General features: G+C 71.1%; 11 protein-coding genes. 1 reads left to right on the top strand and 10 read right to left on the bottom strand.

Going from position 1 to position 16,934, the window contains the following annotated elements; genetic code table 11:
• Nucleotides 1-139: 139 nt before the first annotated feature.
• Nucleotides 140-3,013: a glycoside hydrolase family 9 protein gene (locus FLL47_RS21470; protein WP_222106128.1), complete on the top strand. Its 2,874-nt coding sequence runs from the start codon at nt 140-142 to the stop codon at nt 3,011-3,013.
• An 81-nt stretch (nt 3,014-3,094) separates the two neighbouring features.
• Here FLL47_RS21470 and FLL47_RS21465 read toward each other — a convergent pair whose 3' ends face one another.
• The 10 genes from FLL47_RS21465 to uxaC form a co-directional block, all read right to left on the bottom strand.
• Entirely contained in the window at nt 3,095-4,261 is a 1,167-nt protein-coding gene (locus tag FLL47_RS21465; RefSeq protein WP_144122311.1) for a hypothetical protein, read from the bottom strand.
• Nucleotides 4,258-4,758 (bottom strand): SigE family RNA polymerase sigma factor, encoded by a 501-nt coding sequence (locus FLL47_RS21460; protein WP_144122395.1) that lies wholly within the window; start codon nt 4,756-4,758, stop codon nt 4,258-4,260. The genes FLL47_RS21465 and FLL47_RS21460 overlap by 4 nt, the downstream gene beginning before the upstream one ends.
• A gap of 235 nt (nt 4,759-4,993) precedes the next feature.
• The gene (locus tag FLL47_RS21455) at nt 4,994-6,586 is read right to left on the bottom strand and encodes a pectate lyase family protein (RefSeq protein WP_144122310.1); all 1,593 of its coding nucleotides are present in this window, start codon (nt 6,584-6,586) and stop codon (nt 4,994-4,996) included.
• Between the two features lie 144 nt (nt 6,587-6,730).
• A complete protein-coding gene (locus FLL47_RS21450) occupies nt 6,731-8,344 on the bottom strand; it encodes a pectate lyase family protein (RefSeq protein WP_246158358.1) in 1,614 nt (537 codons plus the stop codon).
• Between the two features lie 12 nt (nt 8,345-8,356).
• Nucleotides 8,357-10,012, bottom strand: coding sequence for a pectate lyase family protein (locus tag FLL47_RS21445; RefSeq protein WP_281286739.1), 1,656 nt, complete (start codon nt 10,010-10,012; stop codon nt 8,357-8,359).
• 157 nt (nt 10,013-10,169) lie between these two features.
• Entirely contained in the window at nt 10,170-11,528 is a 1,359-nt protein-coding gene (locus FLL47_RS21440; RefSeq protein ID WP_246158356.1) for a pectate lyase family protein, read from the bottom strand.
• Between the two features lie 178 nt (nt 11,529-11,706).
• Complete coding sequence (locus FLL47_RS21435) at nt 11,707-12,822, bottom strand: Gfo/Idh/MocA family protein (protein ID WP_246158352.1); 1,116 nt, start codon at nt 12,820-12,822, stop codon at nt 11,707-11,709.
• Nucleotides 12,823-12,844: 22 nt separating this feature from the next.
• A complete protein-coding gene (locus FLL47_RS21430) occupies nt 12,845-14,209 on the bottom strand; it encodes a mannitol dehydrogenase family protein (protein WP_144122309.1) in 1,365 nt (454 codons plus the stop codon).
• A complete protein-coding gene (locus FLL47_RS21425; RefSeq protein ID WP_144122308.1) occupies nt 14,200-15,480 on the bottom strand; it encodes an enolase C-terminal domain-like protein in 1,281 nt (426 codons plus the stop codon). The genes FLL47_RS21430 and FLL47_RS21425 overlap by 10 nt, the downstream gene beginning before the upstream one ends.
• The gene (uxaC, locus tag FLL47_RS21420; protein ID WP_144122307.1) at nt 15,477-16,934 is read right to left on the bottom strand and encodes a glucuronate isomerase; all 1,458 of its coding nucleotides are present in this window, start codon (nt 16,932-16,934) and stop codon (nt 15,477-15,479) included. Before uxaC ends, FLL47_RS21425 begins: the two co-directional genes overlap by 4 nt.

Below are 16,934 nucleotides of genomic sequence, written 5' to 3'. Positions count from 1 at the left end.
CGAAACGTACAGGAAAGCCCTGACTTACCCACCGCACCGCGAACTGCGATAGCGGTGGGGCGGATGCGCCCACATCCGCCCCACCTGTGCCCTACCGCAGCGACTCGCGTCGCGCGGCTCCACGGACAGGAGAATCCTAGTGCCTACCCTCAGTGACGGCATCCGCCCTCCGGGCCGGTGGCGTCGGTTGTTCGCCGGAGCCTGCGGCGCGCTCACCCTCAGCACCCTGGCCGTCGGCGTGGCCGCCGCCCCCGCCCAGGCGGCAGGCCCCTACAACTACGGCGAGGCGCTGCAGAAGTCCCTGTTCTTCTACGAGGCGCAGGCAGCCGGGCCCAAGCCGTCGTGGAACCGGGTCTCCTGGCGCGGCAACTCCGCCATGAACGACGGCTCCGACGTCGGCGTGAACCTCACCGGCGGCTGGTTCGACGCGGGCGACCACGTCAAGTTCGGTTTCCCGATGGCCGCCACGGCGACCATGCTGGCCTGGGGCGCGGTCGAGTACCGTGCCGCCTACTCCGCATCCGGCCAGCTCACGCCGCTGCTGAACAACCTGCGCTTCGTCAACGACTACTTCATCAAGGCGCACCCGTCGGCCAACGTGCTCTACGGGCAGGTCGGCAACGGCGGCGCGGACCACCAGTGGTGGGGCCCGGCCGAGGTGATGAAGATGGCGCGGCCCGCGTACAAGATCGATGCCAGTTGCGGCGGCACGGATCTCGCGGCGGAGACGGCGGCCGCGATGGCCGCGGCCTCGATCGTCTTCCGGCCCACCGACGCGACGTACGCGAACACGCTGGTCAGCCACGCCCGCCAGCTGTACACGTTCGCCGACACGGTGCGCCGCAAGTACAGCGAGTGCATCACCGACGCGAGCAGCTACTACAACTCGTGGAGCGGCTTCAACGACGAGCTGGTCTGGGGCGCGATCTGGCTGCACCGGGCCACCGGAGAGGCGGCCTACCTGAGCAAGGCCGAGTCCTACTACGCGAACCTGGGCACCGAGCCGCAGTCGAGCACCCACTCCTACAAGTGGACGCACGACTGGGACGACAAGACCTACGGCTCGTACGTGCTGCTGGCCAAGCTCACCGGCAAGCAGCAGTACGTCGACGACGCCAACCGGTGGCTGGACTACTGGACCGTCGGCGTCAACGGCCAGCGCATCACCTACTCCCCCGGCGGCCAGGCCTGGCTGCAGCAGTGGGGCTCGCTGCGCTACTCGGCGAACACCGCCTGGGTCGCGTTCGTGTACTCGGACTGGATCAGCGATGCGACCCGCAAGGCGCGCTACCACGACTTCGCGGCCCGCCAGATCAACTACATTCTCGGCGACAACCCGAACAACCGCAGCTACGTCAACGGCTTCGGGACCAACCCGCCGCGCAACCCGCACCACCGCACCGCGCACGGCTCCTGGACCGACAGCCTGACCAGCCCGACGAACAACCGGCACGTGCTCTACGGCGCGCTGGTCGGCGGGCCCGGCTCGGCCAACGACGCCTACACCGACGACCGGCAGAACTACCAGATGAACGAGGTCGCCACCGACTACAACGGCGGCTTCACCTCGGCCCTGGTACGCATGTACAGCGAGTTCGGGGGCACCCCGCTGGCGAGCTTCCCGCCGACGGAGACCCCGGACGACGCCGAGATGTACGTCGAGTCCGGGCTGAACACCACCGGCACCACGTTCACCGAGGTCAAGGCACTGGTCTACAACAAGTCGGCCTGGCCGGCCCGGGCGCTGAGCAACGGCTCGTTCCGGTACTACTTCACCCTCGACGGGTCGACCACGCCGAGCCAGATCAGCACGTCGGTGGCGTACAGCCAGTGCTCGCCGCCGACCGGGCCGACCCAGCACAGCGGCAACGTCTACTACGTGACGGTCTCCTGCGCCGGGCAGAACATCATCCCGGCCGGGCAGTCCGACTGGCGGCGCGAGGTGCAGTTCCGGATCACCAGCTCGGGCAGCTGGGACACCGCCAACGACTGGTCCTACCAGGCAACCATGGCCCGCAACAGCAGGATCACGCTGTACGACGGGACCACCAGGGTCTGGGGCGAGGCACCCGGCGGCGGCACCCCGGACACCGTCGCGCCGAGCACCCCCGGCACCCCCGCCGCGTCCGCGGTCACGTCCACCTCGGCGACGCTGAGCTGGACCGCGTCGACCGACACCGGCGGCAGCGGGCTCGCGGGATACCGCGTATACCGCGAGGCAGGCACGACCGACGTGCTGACCGGCTCACCGACGAGCAACTCCGTCACCCTCACCGGCCTGACCGCCTCGACCTCGTACACCTACTACGTCGTCGCGGTCGACGGCGCGGGCAACACCTCGACCGCCTCCGCGCCGGTCACCTTCAGCACCACCGCACCGCCGAACGACACCACCGCGCCGACGCAGCCGGGCACCCCGACGGCCTCGTCGATCACGCAGACCGGCGCGACGCTGAGCTGGACCGCGTCGACCGACACCGGCGGCAGCGGACTCGCGGGCTACCGCGTATACCGCGAAGCGGGCACGACCGACGTGCTGACCGGCTCACCGACCACGAACTCCTTCGCCCTCACCGGCCTGACCGCCTCGACCTCGTACACCTACTACGTCGTCGCGGTCGACGGCGCGGGCAACACGTCCGCCGCTTCCTCGCCCGTCACGTTCACCACCTCGGGCACCGGCGGCGGCGCCGGCTGCGACGTGGCATACCTCATCGAGAGCCAGTGGCCCGGCGGCTTCACCGCCAAGGTCACCATCAAGAACACCGGCACCACGGCGGTCAACGGCTGGTCGCTGACCTACACCTTCCCGGCCACCGGCCAGGCGGTCGGCAGCGGCCACAGTGCGACCTGGTCGCAGAGCGGCCTCAACGTCACCGCCGTCAACCTCTCCTGGAACGCCAACCTGGCCCCGAACGCCTCCACCCAGATCGGTTACAACGGCGTCTGGACGACCACCAACCCCGAACCGCCCGCCTTCAAACTCAACGGCGCCACCTGCACCGTCAGCTGAGAAAGGAAGGGCACCTTCACAACGCTATGCGTTGTAGAAGGTGCCCTTCTCAACTCTTCGCCGCCTCGGAGCAGGCGTCGGTCAGTGCAGTGGGTCCTGGACCCAGGCCTGCGGGAAGTCGCCGGGGACCGGGACGAAGTGGCCCATCACCCGGTTGGCGTCGGCCTGACTGATCGAGGGCTTGCCGGGGCTCAGCGACGCCGCCTGCGTGCCGCTGTACGCATACCCGGCCGCGTTCTTGTCCGACTGGATCCGGCGACCCTCGACCTCCACGAACGGGCCGGAGGTGTCCAGATCGGCACGGTCGTGGTTGTTCACCCACCACCACGCCTTCCCGGTGACCAGGCGCACCCCGCTGTACGTCGCGACCCGCCCCGGGCGGCCGACCGCCTCGAACGAGCAGTCCGTCAGCCGGGTGCCGGACGGCGTCCAAGCCAGCCGGAAACCCACCACGCACCGGAACACCCGGTCGAAGCGCACCAGGCCGGCCACCGCCAGCACCTCGGTCCGTCCGGCCTGCGGCCGGTCGTCGAGGTACACGACGACCTGCGCCCAGGTGCCCGGGGTGGGCTGCCAGGTCAGCGATCCGGACGACTGCCTGCCGGGCACCCGGTCACTCAGCCGCAGTGTCGCCGGCTTGCCGCCGAAGGTGACCTGATCGGTGGACACGGGTGGCGGCAGCGCTTCGCCCCGGCGCGCGGCCGCCAGGCCCTGCTCCGTGTCCGCCGCCAGCACCTCGTACCGGCTGAACGTCGCCGCGGCGCTCATCCGGACCACCGTCAGCGACTCGTGCCGCTGCCCGGTCGACCAGGTCATCCTGACCGCCGCCGGGTCGGCGGCGTCCAGGTGCAGCAGCTGCCCGGTGCCGACCCGGCCGCCCTGTGCCAGCGGTTTCGCGTCGGCGGTCGGCGGCCGGAAGGCGCCGACTGCCGCCACTTCGCTCGGCTGCGCCGACGGCGAGCCGCCCGGCCCACCGGGCGACGGCGCGGACGGTCCGGTGACCTGCGCACTCGGCTGCGTCGCGGTGTCCACGCCAGGAGCCACCCCGGCGCCCCACGGCAGCGCTGACAGCACGCCGCCGACGGCGAGCACCGCCATGGCGGTGCCACCGGCGACCATGGCGTGATGGATGCGCCGCCGGCGCCTGCCCTGCCGGGTGGCACCGGCGAGCAGGCCTTCCACGTGCACGTCGCCGCCGGCACGGTCGTGCAGCGCGGCGCGGATCGTCTCGTCGATGTCGGTGTTCACCGTTCTCCTCCTCGGGCAAGGGCCGCCGGCACGTCCAGGTGCCGGCGGAGGGTGGCGAGGGCGCGCATCGCCTGGGTGCGGACGGTGCTGGGCGAGCAGTCCAGGATCTCGGCGATGGCGGCGTCGTCGAGGTCCTCGTAGTAGCGCAGCACCAGGGTGGCGCGCTGCTTGGGCGGCAGCTCGGCCAGCAGCCGCCAGGCGGCGTCGCGTTCGACCGCCGCACCCCCGACGTCCGTGCGGTCGGCGCGGTCGGCGACGTCGCCGACCGCGAGTTCGCTCGACGAGCGGCGGCGCTGCCGGCTGATGTGCGCGTTGACGAGCATCCGGCGCACGTACGCGTCCGGCTCGCCGAACTTGACGATCTTGTTCCAGCGGGCGAACGCGCGGCCCAGCACCTCCTGCACGAGGTCCTCGGCCAGGTGGCGGTCGTGGACGAGCAGCCGCGCCAGGCCGACCAGACGCGCGCCGCGTAATCGGACGTACTCCTCGAATGTGATCATCGGCAGGTCCTCCCCGTAGCTGAACCGGTCGACCTGAATGCACGCGGCCCGGACTCCAGATGTTGCACGCCCAAGGGCCGGGATTCCGCACAGGACGGTCCCCGGCACCCCACCGGCCGGCTCCAGACCAGGTCAGGCGGGCTGGACGACAGGCTTGCGCCAGGGCGCGATCGATCGGCGGACACGGCAGTGGGCGGGCACCGCCACGGTGCCCGCCCACTGTCGTGCTTGCTCAGATCCGGCCGACCCCCGCGCCCGCGGTCACCGCGGCGGGCACGGCAGCGGCGCTCTGCAGGGTGTACGGGTAGTAGCTCCCCGGCTCCGGCACGCTCCCGTTGGCCTCACAGGGCCCCGAGTTCACGAACGCGTTGGCACGCTGGACCAGGCGGCCGGGCGCGCTGTCGGCGTACCCGTTCGTCGAGTGGCACGGGAACGCGACGTTCTCGAAGTAGTTGCCCTCCACGACCACGCCCGCATTCTCGGTGGACGCGACGCCGTACAGGCCGACGTTGCGGTAGTGGTTGTTGTACACGTGCACCGGCTCACCGAACCGCACCCGCGGGTGCCGCTGGTTCGAGCCGTCGAACAGGTTGTGGTGGTAGGTCACCTTCAGGTGCCCGATGTCTGCGGGGAACGTGTCCGAGTGCCCGAGCAGCATGGACTTGTCGGTGCCGTGGAACACGTTCCAGGACACGGTGACGAAGTTCGACTGCCGCTTCACGTCGACCGAGCCGTCGAAGCCCGGCCAGAACTCGTTGTGGTCGATCCACACGTGGTGTGAGGCGTTGTGCACGCTGACCGAGTCGTCGGACGCGTTCCGGAAGGTGATGTTGCGGACGATGACGTTGTTGCCGGGCCGGGTGGTCGAACCCATCTGCAGCCCGCCGCCGGTGATCTCGGCGGTGCTGCCGACGCCGATGATGCTCTTGTTCGCCACCACGGTGATCATGCCGCTGACGGAGATCCGGCCGGAGACCATGATGATGTACGGCTCCGCCCGTCCCGCGTAGTCGGCCAGCAACGCCGCGGTGGTCACCGTGACGGTCTGCCCGCCCGCGCCGCCGTACGTGCCGTTCTGGCCGAGGGAGTTCACGGAGGCGTACCCGTCGGCCTGGCCCGCCGGGGGCGGTGGCGGCGGGCTGGTGCTGGGGCTCGGCGACGGTGCGCTCGATGGTGAGGCGGGCGCCGAGGGTGACGGATCGGGACCACTGCCGGTGACGACCTGCACGTCGTCGAAGGCGGCGCTGGCATACGAGCCGAGCAGGCCTATCCGGCCCGTGCCGAAGGTGGCGTCGGTGCCGGTCACCAGTTGCACGCCGTTGACGGACCCGCGCAGCGTGCTGCCGGTGACCTGTAGGGCGAGGGTGTGCCAGGCGCCCGGGGTGACCGTGGTGGCCGCCTGGGCCAGCACCGCCACGCCGCCGCCGCTGGTGCGGCGCAGCTCGGCGCGGCCCGCGCCGACCAGGACGAGCGAGTAGAAGCTGGACGTGCTCGAGGCGCGGGCGGCGATGCCTGCCGCGCGGGTGTTGTTGCCGAACGCGATCGGCTTGACCCGCGCCGAGACCGTGTAGTCGGTCCAGGAGGCGGTGCCGGACAGGGACTTCGCGTCGGCGCTGGTGCTGCTCTGGCGGTAGGCGCGGGTGCCGTCGACGACGACCGACCAGCTGCCGCCCGAGCTGCTCCAGCCGGTGGCGTTGCCGTCCTCGAAGTCGTCGCTGAACAGGGTGGCCGCGGACGCGGCGGTGGTGAGGCCGACCGCCAGGGCGAGGGCGGCGGCGATGGTGCCGGCGAGGAGTGCGGTGCGCCGGCGGTGCGGTGTCGTCATCTCTCCTCCGGTTCACGTGCGAGATCGGGTCGCCCGCGGGTGGCGGCAGCGCGCTGGCCCGGGGCGCCGGCGGGCAGGTCAGGGTGGTGCGGAGATGGGAAGGGCACCTTCACAACGCTCAGCGTTGTGAAGGTGCCCTTCCCATCAGATGCGGCCGGTGCCGGCGCCGGACGTCACGATCGACTTGATCGAGGACGCCGTCTGGAGGGTGTAGGAGTAGGGGATGCTGTTGACGGAGCCGCCGCCGCTGGCGGGGCTGCCGGAGCCGACGAAGTAGTTGTTGCGCTGGACGATGGCGCCCACGGGAGAGTCGGCGTAGCCGACCGCGGTCGGCTCCTCGACGTTCTCGAAGTAGTTGCCCTCGACCAGCACACCCGCGCCGCAGGTGGAGGCGACGCCGTACTCGTTGCCGTTGTAGTAGTTGTTGTAGACGTGCACCGGGTTGCCGAAGCGCACGCGGGGGTGGCGGGTGCCGGAGCCGTCGAACCAGTTGTGGTGGTACGTGACGCGCAGGTGGCCGATGTCCTGGCTGCCGTTGTCGTCACTGTGGCCGAGCAGCATGCTCTTGTCGTGGCCGTAGATCCGGTTCCAGGAGACCGTGATGTAGTCCGAGCCGCGCTTGATGTCGATCGCGCCGTCGTAGCCGTTGGTCAGGCTGTTGTGGTCGATCCACACGTGGTGCGAGCTGGTCTCGACGTTGATCGCGTCGTCGTCCCAGTTCCGGAAGTTGACGTTCCGGATGATGACGTTGGAGACGTTGCTCAGCGTCAGGCCGCCGCCGACGAGCGCGGCGCTGGAGCCGACACCCAGGATCGTCTTGTTCGAGGCGACCCGGTTCATGCCGCTGATGTTGAAGGTGCCGGAGAACGTGATGGTCTTCGTACCCGACGAGTTGATCTCGCTGAGGAACTGGGACGCGCTGGTCACGTTGACCGTGCTGCCTCCCGCGCCACCGCTGGTGGAGCCGTTCACCGTCGCCCAGCCGACCAGGCCGCCGGCCGGCGGCTGCGGGCTGCTCGGCACGGACGGGGAGGGGGACGGGGGCCGCGGTGACGCCGACGACGACGCCGACGGCTGCGGGCCGCCGGTGGTCGGGGCCGGGCCTGCCGCGTCGGAGACCACGACGTCGTCGAACCGGGCGGTGGCGTACGACGTCACCAGCACGATCCGACCCGCGCCGAACTGGGTGTTCGTGCCCGAGGCGACCTGCGAGCCGTTTACCCAGCCGGTCAGCGTGGATCCGCTGGCCGTGATCTGCAGGGTGTACCAGGTGCCGGTGCTCACGGTCAGGTTCACGCCGCCGATGACGGTGACGCTGCTGCCGTTGACCGCCTGCAGCTCGGCCCGCCCGGAGTTGAGCAGCGCCAGCTGGTAGCGGGTCGACGAGCCGGTGGAGCGCGCGCCGAGCGCGGCGTAGCGGCCCGAGCCGGAGAAGCCGGTCGGCTTCACCCGCGCCGTGACCGTGTAGTTGGTCCACGAGGTGCTGCCCGCGAACTGGCGGGCCAGCTCGCTGTCGACCTTGCTCTGCTGGAACGTGCCCGTGCCGTCGGTGACCACGGACCAGTCACCGCCGGACTTGGACCAGCCGGTGGCCGACCCGCTGTTGAAGTTGTCGGAGAACAGCGTCGCGGCCATGGCGACGCCGCCGGTCAGGTTCATCAGGGCCGTCATCACGACGGCCAGTGCTGCAGTGGTGGCGGCGGTCACCAGACCGGCTCGCCTGGCGCGGTGCGCGCCCGGGCTGTACGCGTTTCGCATGGAAGATCCTCCTCAGATCTTTCCGACACCGGCGCCGGCCATCACGATGGCCTTGACGTCGGCAGGGTTGTCCAGCACGTAGCCGTAGTAGGCGCTGGGCTCCTCGACGGTGCCGGAGCAGTCGGGGGCGCCGGGCTCGTTGCCGGTGTAGATGTTGTTGCGTGCCACGCAGCGACCGCCCGGACCTGCGTAGCTGTTCGAGATGGGCTCCTCGACGCTCTCGAAGTAGTTGCCCTCGACCACGCAGCCGGCGTCGGTCTGGCAGGCCACGCCGACGTCGGTGTTGTGGAAGTAGTAGTTGTTGTAGATGTGCACCGGCTCGCCGTAGCGCACGCGCGGGTTGCGCTGCGGGGTCTCGTCGAACCAGTTGTGGTGGTAGCTGACCTTCAACCGGCCGGTGTCCTGCAGGTCGTCGGCGTCGTCGCGGCCCAGCAGCATGTTCTTGGCGTGGTGGTGGGTGTGGTTCCACGAGATGGTCACGTACGACGAGCCGCGCTTGACGTCGATCAGGCCGTCGTAGCCCTGGGCCAGGTCGTTGTGGTCGAGCCAGATGTGGTGCGAGAACATCTGGACGTTGATCGAGTCGTCGCTGGCGTTGCGGAACATCATGTTGCGGATGATCACGTTCTGCACCGCGTTCGCGGGCGGGGAGGTGATCGCGTCGTCGATGGTCAGACCGATGTTGAAGCCGCCGCCGGAGATGCCGGAACCGGAGCCGACGCCGATGATCGACTTGTGCGAGCTGACGTTGTACATGCCCGCCGGGACCGTGATGAGCCCCTTGACGCAGATGTTCAGCGGGCCGGTCTGCGCGATCGCCGCGATCAGCTCGGCGGCGGTGTCGACCTCGATGGTCGGGCCGCCCGCGCCGCCGGTAGTGCCGTTGCGGCCCCAGGCGTTCACGGCCGCGAAGCCGACCGGGGCACCGCCGGTGTTGCAGGTGCCGGGTGGCGGCGGGGAGCTGCTCGGCGAGGGCGGGGGCGCGGACCCCGTCGGGGTCGGCGGTGGGCTGCTGGGCGTGCCCGGCCCGGCCGTGTCGGACACGGTCACGTCGTCGAACGAGGCGCTGGCGTACGACGCCATCAGGCCGATCTTGCCGGAGGAGAAGGTGCCGTCGGTGGCCGAGGCCACCTGTGCGCCATTGACGAAGCCGGTCAGCGCCGAGCCGAACGCGTCCAGCCGTAGCGTGTACCAGGTGCCGGGCGACACCGGGACGGCCGCGGTGGCCAATGTGGTGACGCCGCCGCCGGAGACGCGGCGCAGCTGCACGGTGCCGGAACCGGTCAGCACCAGCGAGTAGTAGTTGGACAGGCTCTGCAGCCGGGCGGCCACGCCGACCGAGCGCGATGAGTTGCCGAACGCGATCGGCTTGACCCGGGCCGAGACCGACTGGCCGGTCCAGGTCGAGCCGGCCTGCGCCTTGGCATCGGCCCCGGTGCTGGTCTGCCGGTAGGCCTGACTGCCGTCGGCCACCACCGCCCAGCTGCCACCGGACTTGGACCAGCCGGTGGAGTTGCCGTCTTCGAAGTTGTCCGAGAACAGCGTCGCCGCGTACGCGGTGCCGCCGAACCAGGTTGCCCCGAGCGCCAGGACGAGGGCCGTAAAGCCCGCGCCTGACGCCGCGACCAGTCTGCGACGCCGTGGAGCCGCGCGCATGGAGATGGACATGAGCGGTACCTCCTTGGGAGGAACCGCACCCGGTGGTCCGGCACGGGTGTGCCGGAGGGCGCCACCAGGGTGCGGGAGCTCTGTACGCCATCGGTGAGCGGGACCGAGGGCTTACGGGGCCCGGCGGCCGGGCAGGGACCGACCGCCGGGCACCGGGTCAGCGGGCGCCGAGCTTTCCGGCGCCGGACAGCATCGTGGCCAGCGGCACCGCCCAGCCGGGCAGCGGCTGGTACGCGCGCAGGGTGGGCTTCCAGCCGGCGTCGGCACCGAAGTCCGGGTCGTTGACCGCGTTGTACGTCGCGAGCAGGTTCAGCGGCCCGGGACGGCCGTTGCCGACCCTGCCCCAGCTGCCGAGCTCGGTGACGGCGGTGCCCTTCCAGTCCTTCAGCACCCGGTCGGCGGTGATGCCGTCGGTCAGCGTGAAAGAGTTGTTCTCCAGGTACACCGCGGACTGGATGCCCAGGCCGACGCTGTAGTCGTAGAACTCCGCGATGCGGAACGCGTTGTTGTACACGTCGACCTGGCCGAACCGCACCCGCGGCGCACGCTGGCCGACCCCGTCGAACACGTTGTGCCGCAGGGTGACCCGCAGCTTGCCGACGTCCGGGCCGACCGTGTCCGAGGAGCCGATGAGCATGGTCTTGTCGTGGTGGGTGAACACGTTCGCCGACACGGTGACCAGGTCCGAGGTGTGCGTGATGTCGCACGCGCCGTCGTGCACCTGCCACGGACGGCCGAAGTACACCGGCTGGTTGCTGTCGGGGTTGTCACCGTCGCTGAAGGTGTTGTGGTCGATCCACACGTTCGTCGACCGGCGCACCGAGACCAGGTCGTACTCGGAGTTCCAGTTGCCCTCGGCGCCGTCGGTGGGCCGCCAGCGCGGGAAGCAGTCGGCGGCGTCCTCGAAGTTGAGGTTGCGGACGATCACGTTGTTGCCGCCGTCGATCATCAGGGTGAGGTGGCGCAGCGTGGCGTCGCCCAGCCCGAGGATCGTGGTGTTCGGGCCGACCTTCAGCTCGGTACGGGCCCGCTGGTTGGCCACCGAGCGGACCCGGGCCTGCTCGATCGGGCCGCTCGGGTCGGTGGCGCGGCCCCAGACGGCCGGGTCGTACGCGGCCAGGTAGCTCTCCAGCGTGTAACCCGGGTCGGCGAGGTCCGAGCAGCTCAGGGCGGTGCCGTCGGCGGTCTTCAGGCCGTCGATGACGCCCTCGACGAAGACGATCTTCGGCTCCGTGCCGGTCAGCGCCGCGGCCAGCTCGTCGCGGTTGTGCGCCACGAACACGTGGGCGGCGTCGGCGGCCGAACCGCCCGTGGTGCCGGCACCGGAGGCGGCCCAGCCGTCGTTCGCCGCGAGCGGCTGGCGGGCGAGCTGCTGCGCCCACCAGCCGGGGCCGCTGGGGTCGCCGGTCGCCGCTGCGGGCGACGCGCCCGTCAGCAGCAACAGGACGCCGAGGCCGGATCCGACGGCTGCCCGCCGGAGCCGGCGGCGACCGACCACACTGTCTCGCATTCGCATCGCGCTCTCCATATGTATCCGATGTGTTACCTAATCAGGAACATAGGAAAACGGCGACAGTGAAGTCAATGGATTGCGATAGCAGCTTTGTTGCAGTGATTAATGCACAGTATCCCCTGCTCCAGCTCCCTAAAGAGCTGGATGCAGCGGCTATTCAAAAGGGTCTTGCCGCGCTTGTTCAGCTGTTTGCAGTCCTGTCCGGACCGTTTGCACTCCACGGCGTGGAAAGCTCGTTCATCAGGGCCCCCTCAGCGGCGCAACGACGCAATACCGCGTTCACGCCGACCAGCGTGCGGTGCCCGCCGTCGGTCGCCAGCGCCTCCGGGGCGACCTGATACGGCGGTCGGGCCACCCGCAACTGCTCGATGACCGTGGTGAACGAGGCCGTCCGGGCCAGCCCGGACAGCAGCGGAGCCCCCGACGTGCGGTACGCCAGCAGGTTCTCCAGCAGCGACTGCCGTCCTTCGACCAGCACCGCCGCCGAGTCGGCGGGCAGCCGCAGCAGGTCCTCGCGGAAGGTCAGCTCGGCGACGCCGCGGTCACCGTACACGGTGAGGTCACCGTCGACGTGCTCCTCTCCCGCCAGCGTCACCGCGACCAGCACCTGCGCCCCGCCCGCCAGCGTGATGCGCAGCGTCGCGGTGTCCTCGACCTCGATCGGGCGCACCCGCAGCCAGTCCACCTCGACCCGGATCACCGGCGCGTCCAGCACCGCCAGCGCCTGCATCACGGCGTGCGCGAACGGGTTGGCCAGCGCGCCGTCCAGCGACGGCCGGCCGTTCACGGTGCGCCTCCCGGACCAGGGCGAACGGGACCAGTACGCGTCGTCGCGGCGCCAGCAGCCCAGCACCGAGACCTGCCGTACGGTGCCGAGCTCGCCCGCGGCGACCGCCGCGCGCAGCCGCGCCAGGGCCGGCGAGGCCAGCGACTGGAAGCCGACCTGCACCACGCGGCCGGTCGCGTCCTGCTCGGCCAGCAGCGCGTCGTGCTCCGCCCGGTCGAGCACGGGCGGCTTCTCCAGCAGCACGTCCGCGCCCGCGTGCAGCGCGTCGCGGGTCAGCGCCAGGTGCGTGTGCGGCGGCGTGCACACGATGACCACCTCGGGCTTGGTCTCGGCAAGCAGCGCCGCGTGGTCGGTGTAGACCGGCACACCCTCCGGCGGGTCCATCACCGGCCGGGTGTCGGCGAGCGCCACCAGCCGGACCAGACCCCGTTCGGCGAACTCCGCGAGATGCCGACGGTGGTGCATCCCATGCCCGTTCGCGCCGATCAGCGCCACCGACGTGGCCGTCACGATGCCCTCCCTCGGTCCGTCATCACCGCAACGCCGTCCGGACCACGTCCGCCGCACCGTGGGTGGCAAGCGCGGTGCGCCACGCCTCGATCATGCGGCGTCGGGCCGGATCCGGCACCTCGAGCACGCCACCGGGGCCGAACAGGGTTTCGGTGCTCAGGTCGGCACGCACGCGCGCGGCCAGCGGATCGTCCAGCGACAGCGCCTGCCCGGCATCGCCGGTCCCTTCGGCGAACCGGGCCCAGGCAGCCAGGATCAGCGTGGCCAGTGCCGGATCGGCGACCGTGTTCAGCACCGACAGCACCCGCTGCGGCAGCTTCTGGGTGCCGTCCATGGCGACCTGGAGGCAGCGGTGCCCGAGCCGGGCGTTGGCGAAGCGCTCCAGCGCCGCGTCGCCGTAACCCGCGACGGTGACCCCGTCCGGGGGCGTCATCGAGGCCGCGACCTCGGTGGCGACGTAACGGCGCAGCAGGTCGGCCATGCCGGGCAGGGCCAACGCGTCGGCGATGCTCTCACAGCCGGCCAGCGCGCCCAGGTAGGCCATCGCACTGTGCACACCGTTGAGGGCGCGCAACTTGAGGTGCTCCCACGGGGTGACGTCGCCGGTGAGCACCGCGCCCCCCGCCACCCAGTCGGGATGCGCGCCGGCGAAGTCGTCCTCGATGACCCACTGGCTGAACGGCTCCGCGGCGACCGCGGCCAGGTCCCTGGCGCCCAGGCAGCGCTCGGCCGAGGCGAGCGTGCCCGCTGTGGTGGCCGGGACGATCCGGTCCACCATGCTCGACGGGCAGCGCACGGACACGTCGTACCAGTCGCGCAGCTCGGCCGGGATCATGCCGCCCAGCAGGTTGCCCAGCACGACGCCGTTGGACGGCAGGTTGTCGCAGCTGAGCAGGGTGATCGGGCCGGTGTCCGCGCGGGCGCGGGCGATCAGCCCGTCCACCAGCAGCCGGGGCACGGCCGCGTCCGGCGCGTACGCCTTCTCCGTCACCGTCAGCGTCACCACCCGGATCGCCGGGTCGGCCAGCAGGCCGACCACGGCGTCGGGATCGCTCGCGGCGTGCACCGTGCCGTTGAGCGCGCCCATCACCCGGGCGCGCTCGGCCGCCGCGTCCAGCGTGACCACGCTGTAGAGGTGGTCCTGCGCGCGCAGCGCCTCCAGCACGTCCCGCGAACGCGGCGCGACGGCCACGATGCCCCAGTCGCCACCGCGCGCAGCCATCGCCGCCTCGATGTAGACGGCCTGGTGGGCGCGGAAGAACGCGCCCAGTCCCAGGTGCAGCACGCCGCTGCGGGCCTCGCCCGGCAGCACGGCCGGGCGGCTGTCGGCGGGCAGCCGCGACAGCGTCGCTCGGCCGAGCCGGGTCGCGGGGACCGTCATCGCCATGTCGGGCCGTCCGGGAAGGAGAACTCGGCGATCGACTCCGGCTTGAGCGTCACCGAGTAACCCGGCTGGGTGGGCAGCCGGTAGCGGCCGCCGACCACGTTGATCGGGTCCTCGAAGTGCTCGTGCAGGTGGGCGACGTACTCCACCATCCGGCCGTCGAGCGAACGCCCGAGCCGCAGGTAGTCGAAGATCGACAGGTGCTGCACGTACTCGCACAGCCCGACGCCGCCCGCGTGCGGGCACACCGGCACGCCGAACTTGGCGGCCATCAGCAGGATCGACAGCACCTCGTTGACGCCGCCGACCCGGCACGCGTCGATCTGGCACACCTGGATCGCATCGGCCTGCATGAGCTGCTTGAAGATGACCCGGTTCGCGGCGACCTCGCCGGTGGCGACCCGGATCGGGTTCACCGACCGGGCCACGGCCGCGTGCCCGAGCACGTCGTCGGCGTGCGTGGGCTCCTCGATCCAGTACGGGTTCACCTCGGCCAGCACCGCCATGTTCGCGATCGCCTCGTCGACGTCCCAGACCTGGTTCGCGTCCATCATCAGCAGCGCGTCGGGGCCGATCTCCTCGCGAATGAGCCGCGCGCGGCGGATGTCGTCCTCGATCGGGCCGCCGACCTTCATCTTCATCGCCCGCCAGCCCTGGGCGTACGCCGCCCGGGTCAGCTCGCGCACCTGCTCGTCGGGGTAACCCAGCCAGCCCACCGACGTGGTGTACGACGGGAAGCCGTCGCGCTCCAGCACGGCCAGCCGCTCGGCGTAGCCCTCGTCCTGGCGCAGCAGCTCCAGCGCCTCGGCCGGGGTGATCGCGTCGGTGATGTGGTGGAAGTCGACGCTGGCGACCAGCTCCTCGGCCGGCATCTCGGCCAGCAGGCGCCACATCGGCTTGCCCTCGGCCTTGGCCCGCAGGTCCCACACCGCGTTGACCAGCGCGCCGGTCGCCATGTGGATGACGCCCTTCTCCGGGCCCAGCCAGCGCAGCTGCACGTCGGCGCTCAGCGAGCGCCAGAATGCCACCGGCTCCGCGAAGATCTCCTCCAGCGTCCGGCCGACCACGTGGTGTGCCAGCGCCTCGATCGCCGCGCAGGCGATCTCGTTGCCGCGGCCGTTGGTGAAGGTGAAGCCCGCGCCGAACAGGCCGGACTCAGTGTGCAGCTCGACGTACGCGGCGCTGTAGTCCCCGCGGTTGATCGCGTCCGAGCCGTCGCCCGCGGCGGCGGTCGGGAAGCGTACGTCGTGCACCTTGGCGTCGATGATTTTCATGACTGTCCTACTCGGAAGATCTTCTTGGGCAGGTGGTAAGCCAGGTCGGCGATGGTCTCCGCGGCCTCGTCGAGGCCGAGGCGGTGCTCGGCGACCAGGCGCGCGAGGAAGCCCGCGTCCACCCGGCGGGCCACGTCGTGGCGCACCGGGATGGAGCAGTAGGCGCGGGTGTCGTCGACGAATCCGGCGGTGTTGTAGAAGCCCGCGGTCTCGGTGACCCCCTCGCGCCAGCGGCGCAGTGCCTCCGGCGCGTCGAGGAACCACCACGGCGCGCCGACGAACATCGCCGGGTAGCCGCCGGCCAGCGGGGCCAGCTCGCGGGTGAAGGTGTACTCGTCCAGCGTGTAGACGACGACCCGGAACCGCGGGTCGTGGCCGAACTCGTCCAGCAGCGGCCGCAGCGCGTTGGTGTACTCGGTGGCCACCGGGATGTCCCCGCCCACGTCGCGGCCGTGCGTGCGGAACAGCGCCGCGTTGTGGTTGCGCGACGAGCCCGGGTGCAGCTGCATGACCAGGCCGTCGTCCAACGACATCCGGGCGAACTGCATCAGCATGTGCGCCCGGAACGCCTCGGCCTCCGCGGGTGTGGCGGGCGACCCTTCCGTCACCGGCGTGCCGTCGGGCGTCACGGCCAGACCGTCCCGCAGCACCCGCTCGAACAGGGCCTGCGCGTCCACGGGGGCGAGCTCGCCGGTCGCCGCGGTCGGGTGCCCGTGGTCGGAGCAGGTCGCGCCCGCGGCGATGAAGTCGAGCCGCCGCTGCCGCAGCGCGGCGAGGTAACCGTCGTAGATGCTCGTGTCGAGGCCGGTGATCTCCCCGAGCCGGACCACCCGGGCGGCCCAGTCGGGCCAGTCCATGTCGACCAGGTCGTCCGGACGGAACGTGGTGATCACGCGCCCGCCGGGGCCGCCCCAGCCGTCCGCGGCCAGTTTGGCGTGGCGGGACAGGTCGTCCAGCGGCGACTCGGTGGTGGCCAGCACCTCCAGGTTGAACTTGCCGAACAGCGCCCGCGGCCGGTATTCCGGCTGCTCCAGGCGCGCGGCCAGTTCGTCGTACACCCGGTCGGCGGTCTGCGGCCCGAACGGCGTCTCGATGTCGAACACGGTCTTGAAGGTCTGCTCCAGCCACAGCCGCGACGGCGTGCCCCGGAACAGGTGCCAGTGCTGCGCGAAGGTGCGCCAGATGGCCCGCGGGTCGGTCTCGATCGGGCCGCCGTCGACGCGCGGCACGCCCAGCCGGTCGGGCGTAACGCCCTGGCTGAGCAGCATGCGCGTCACGTAGTGGTCGGGCACGATGATGAGCCGGGCCGGGTCCGGGAACGGCGCGTCCTCGGCGAGGAGGCCGGGATCGACGTGACCGTGCGGGCTGATCAGCGGCAGGTTCCGCGCGTGCGTGTAGAGCTCCCGGGCGATCGCCCGGGTGCGCGCCTCCGCCGGGAACAGCAGGTCGTCCAC

The organism is Catellatospora sichuanensis, assembly GCF_007483665.1.
Taxonomy (GTDB): Bacteria; Actinomycetota; Actinomycetes; order Mycobacteriales; family Micromonosporaceae; genus Catellatospora; species Catellatospora sichuanensis.
Note: the sequence above shows the minus strand (reverse complement) of the source record. Positions and strands in the feature narration are given on the sequence as shown.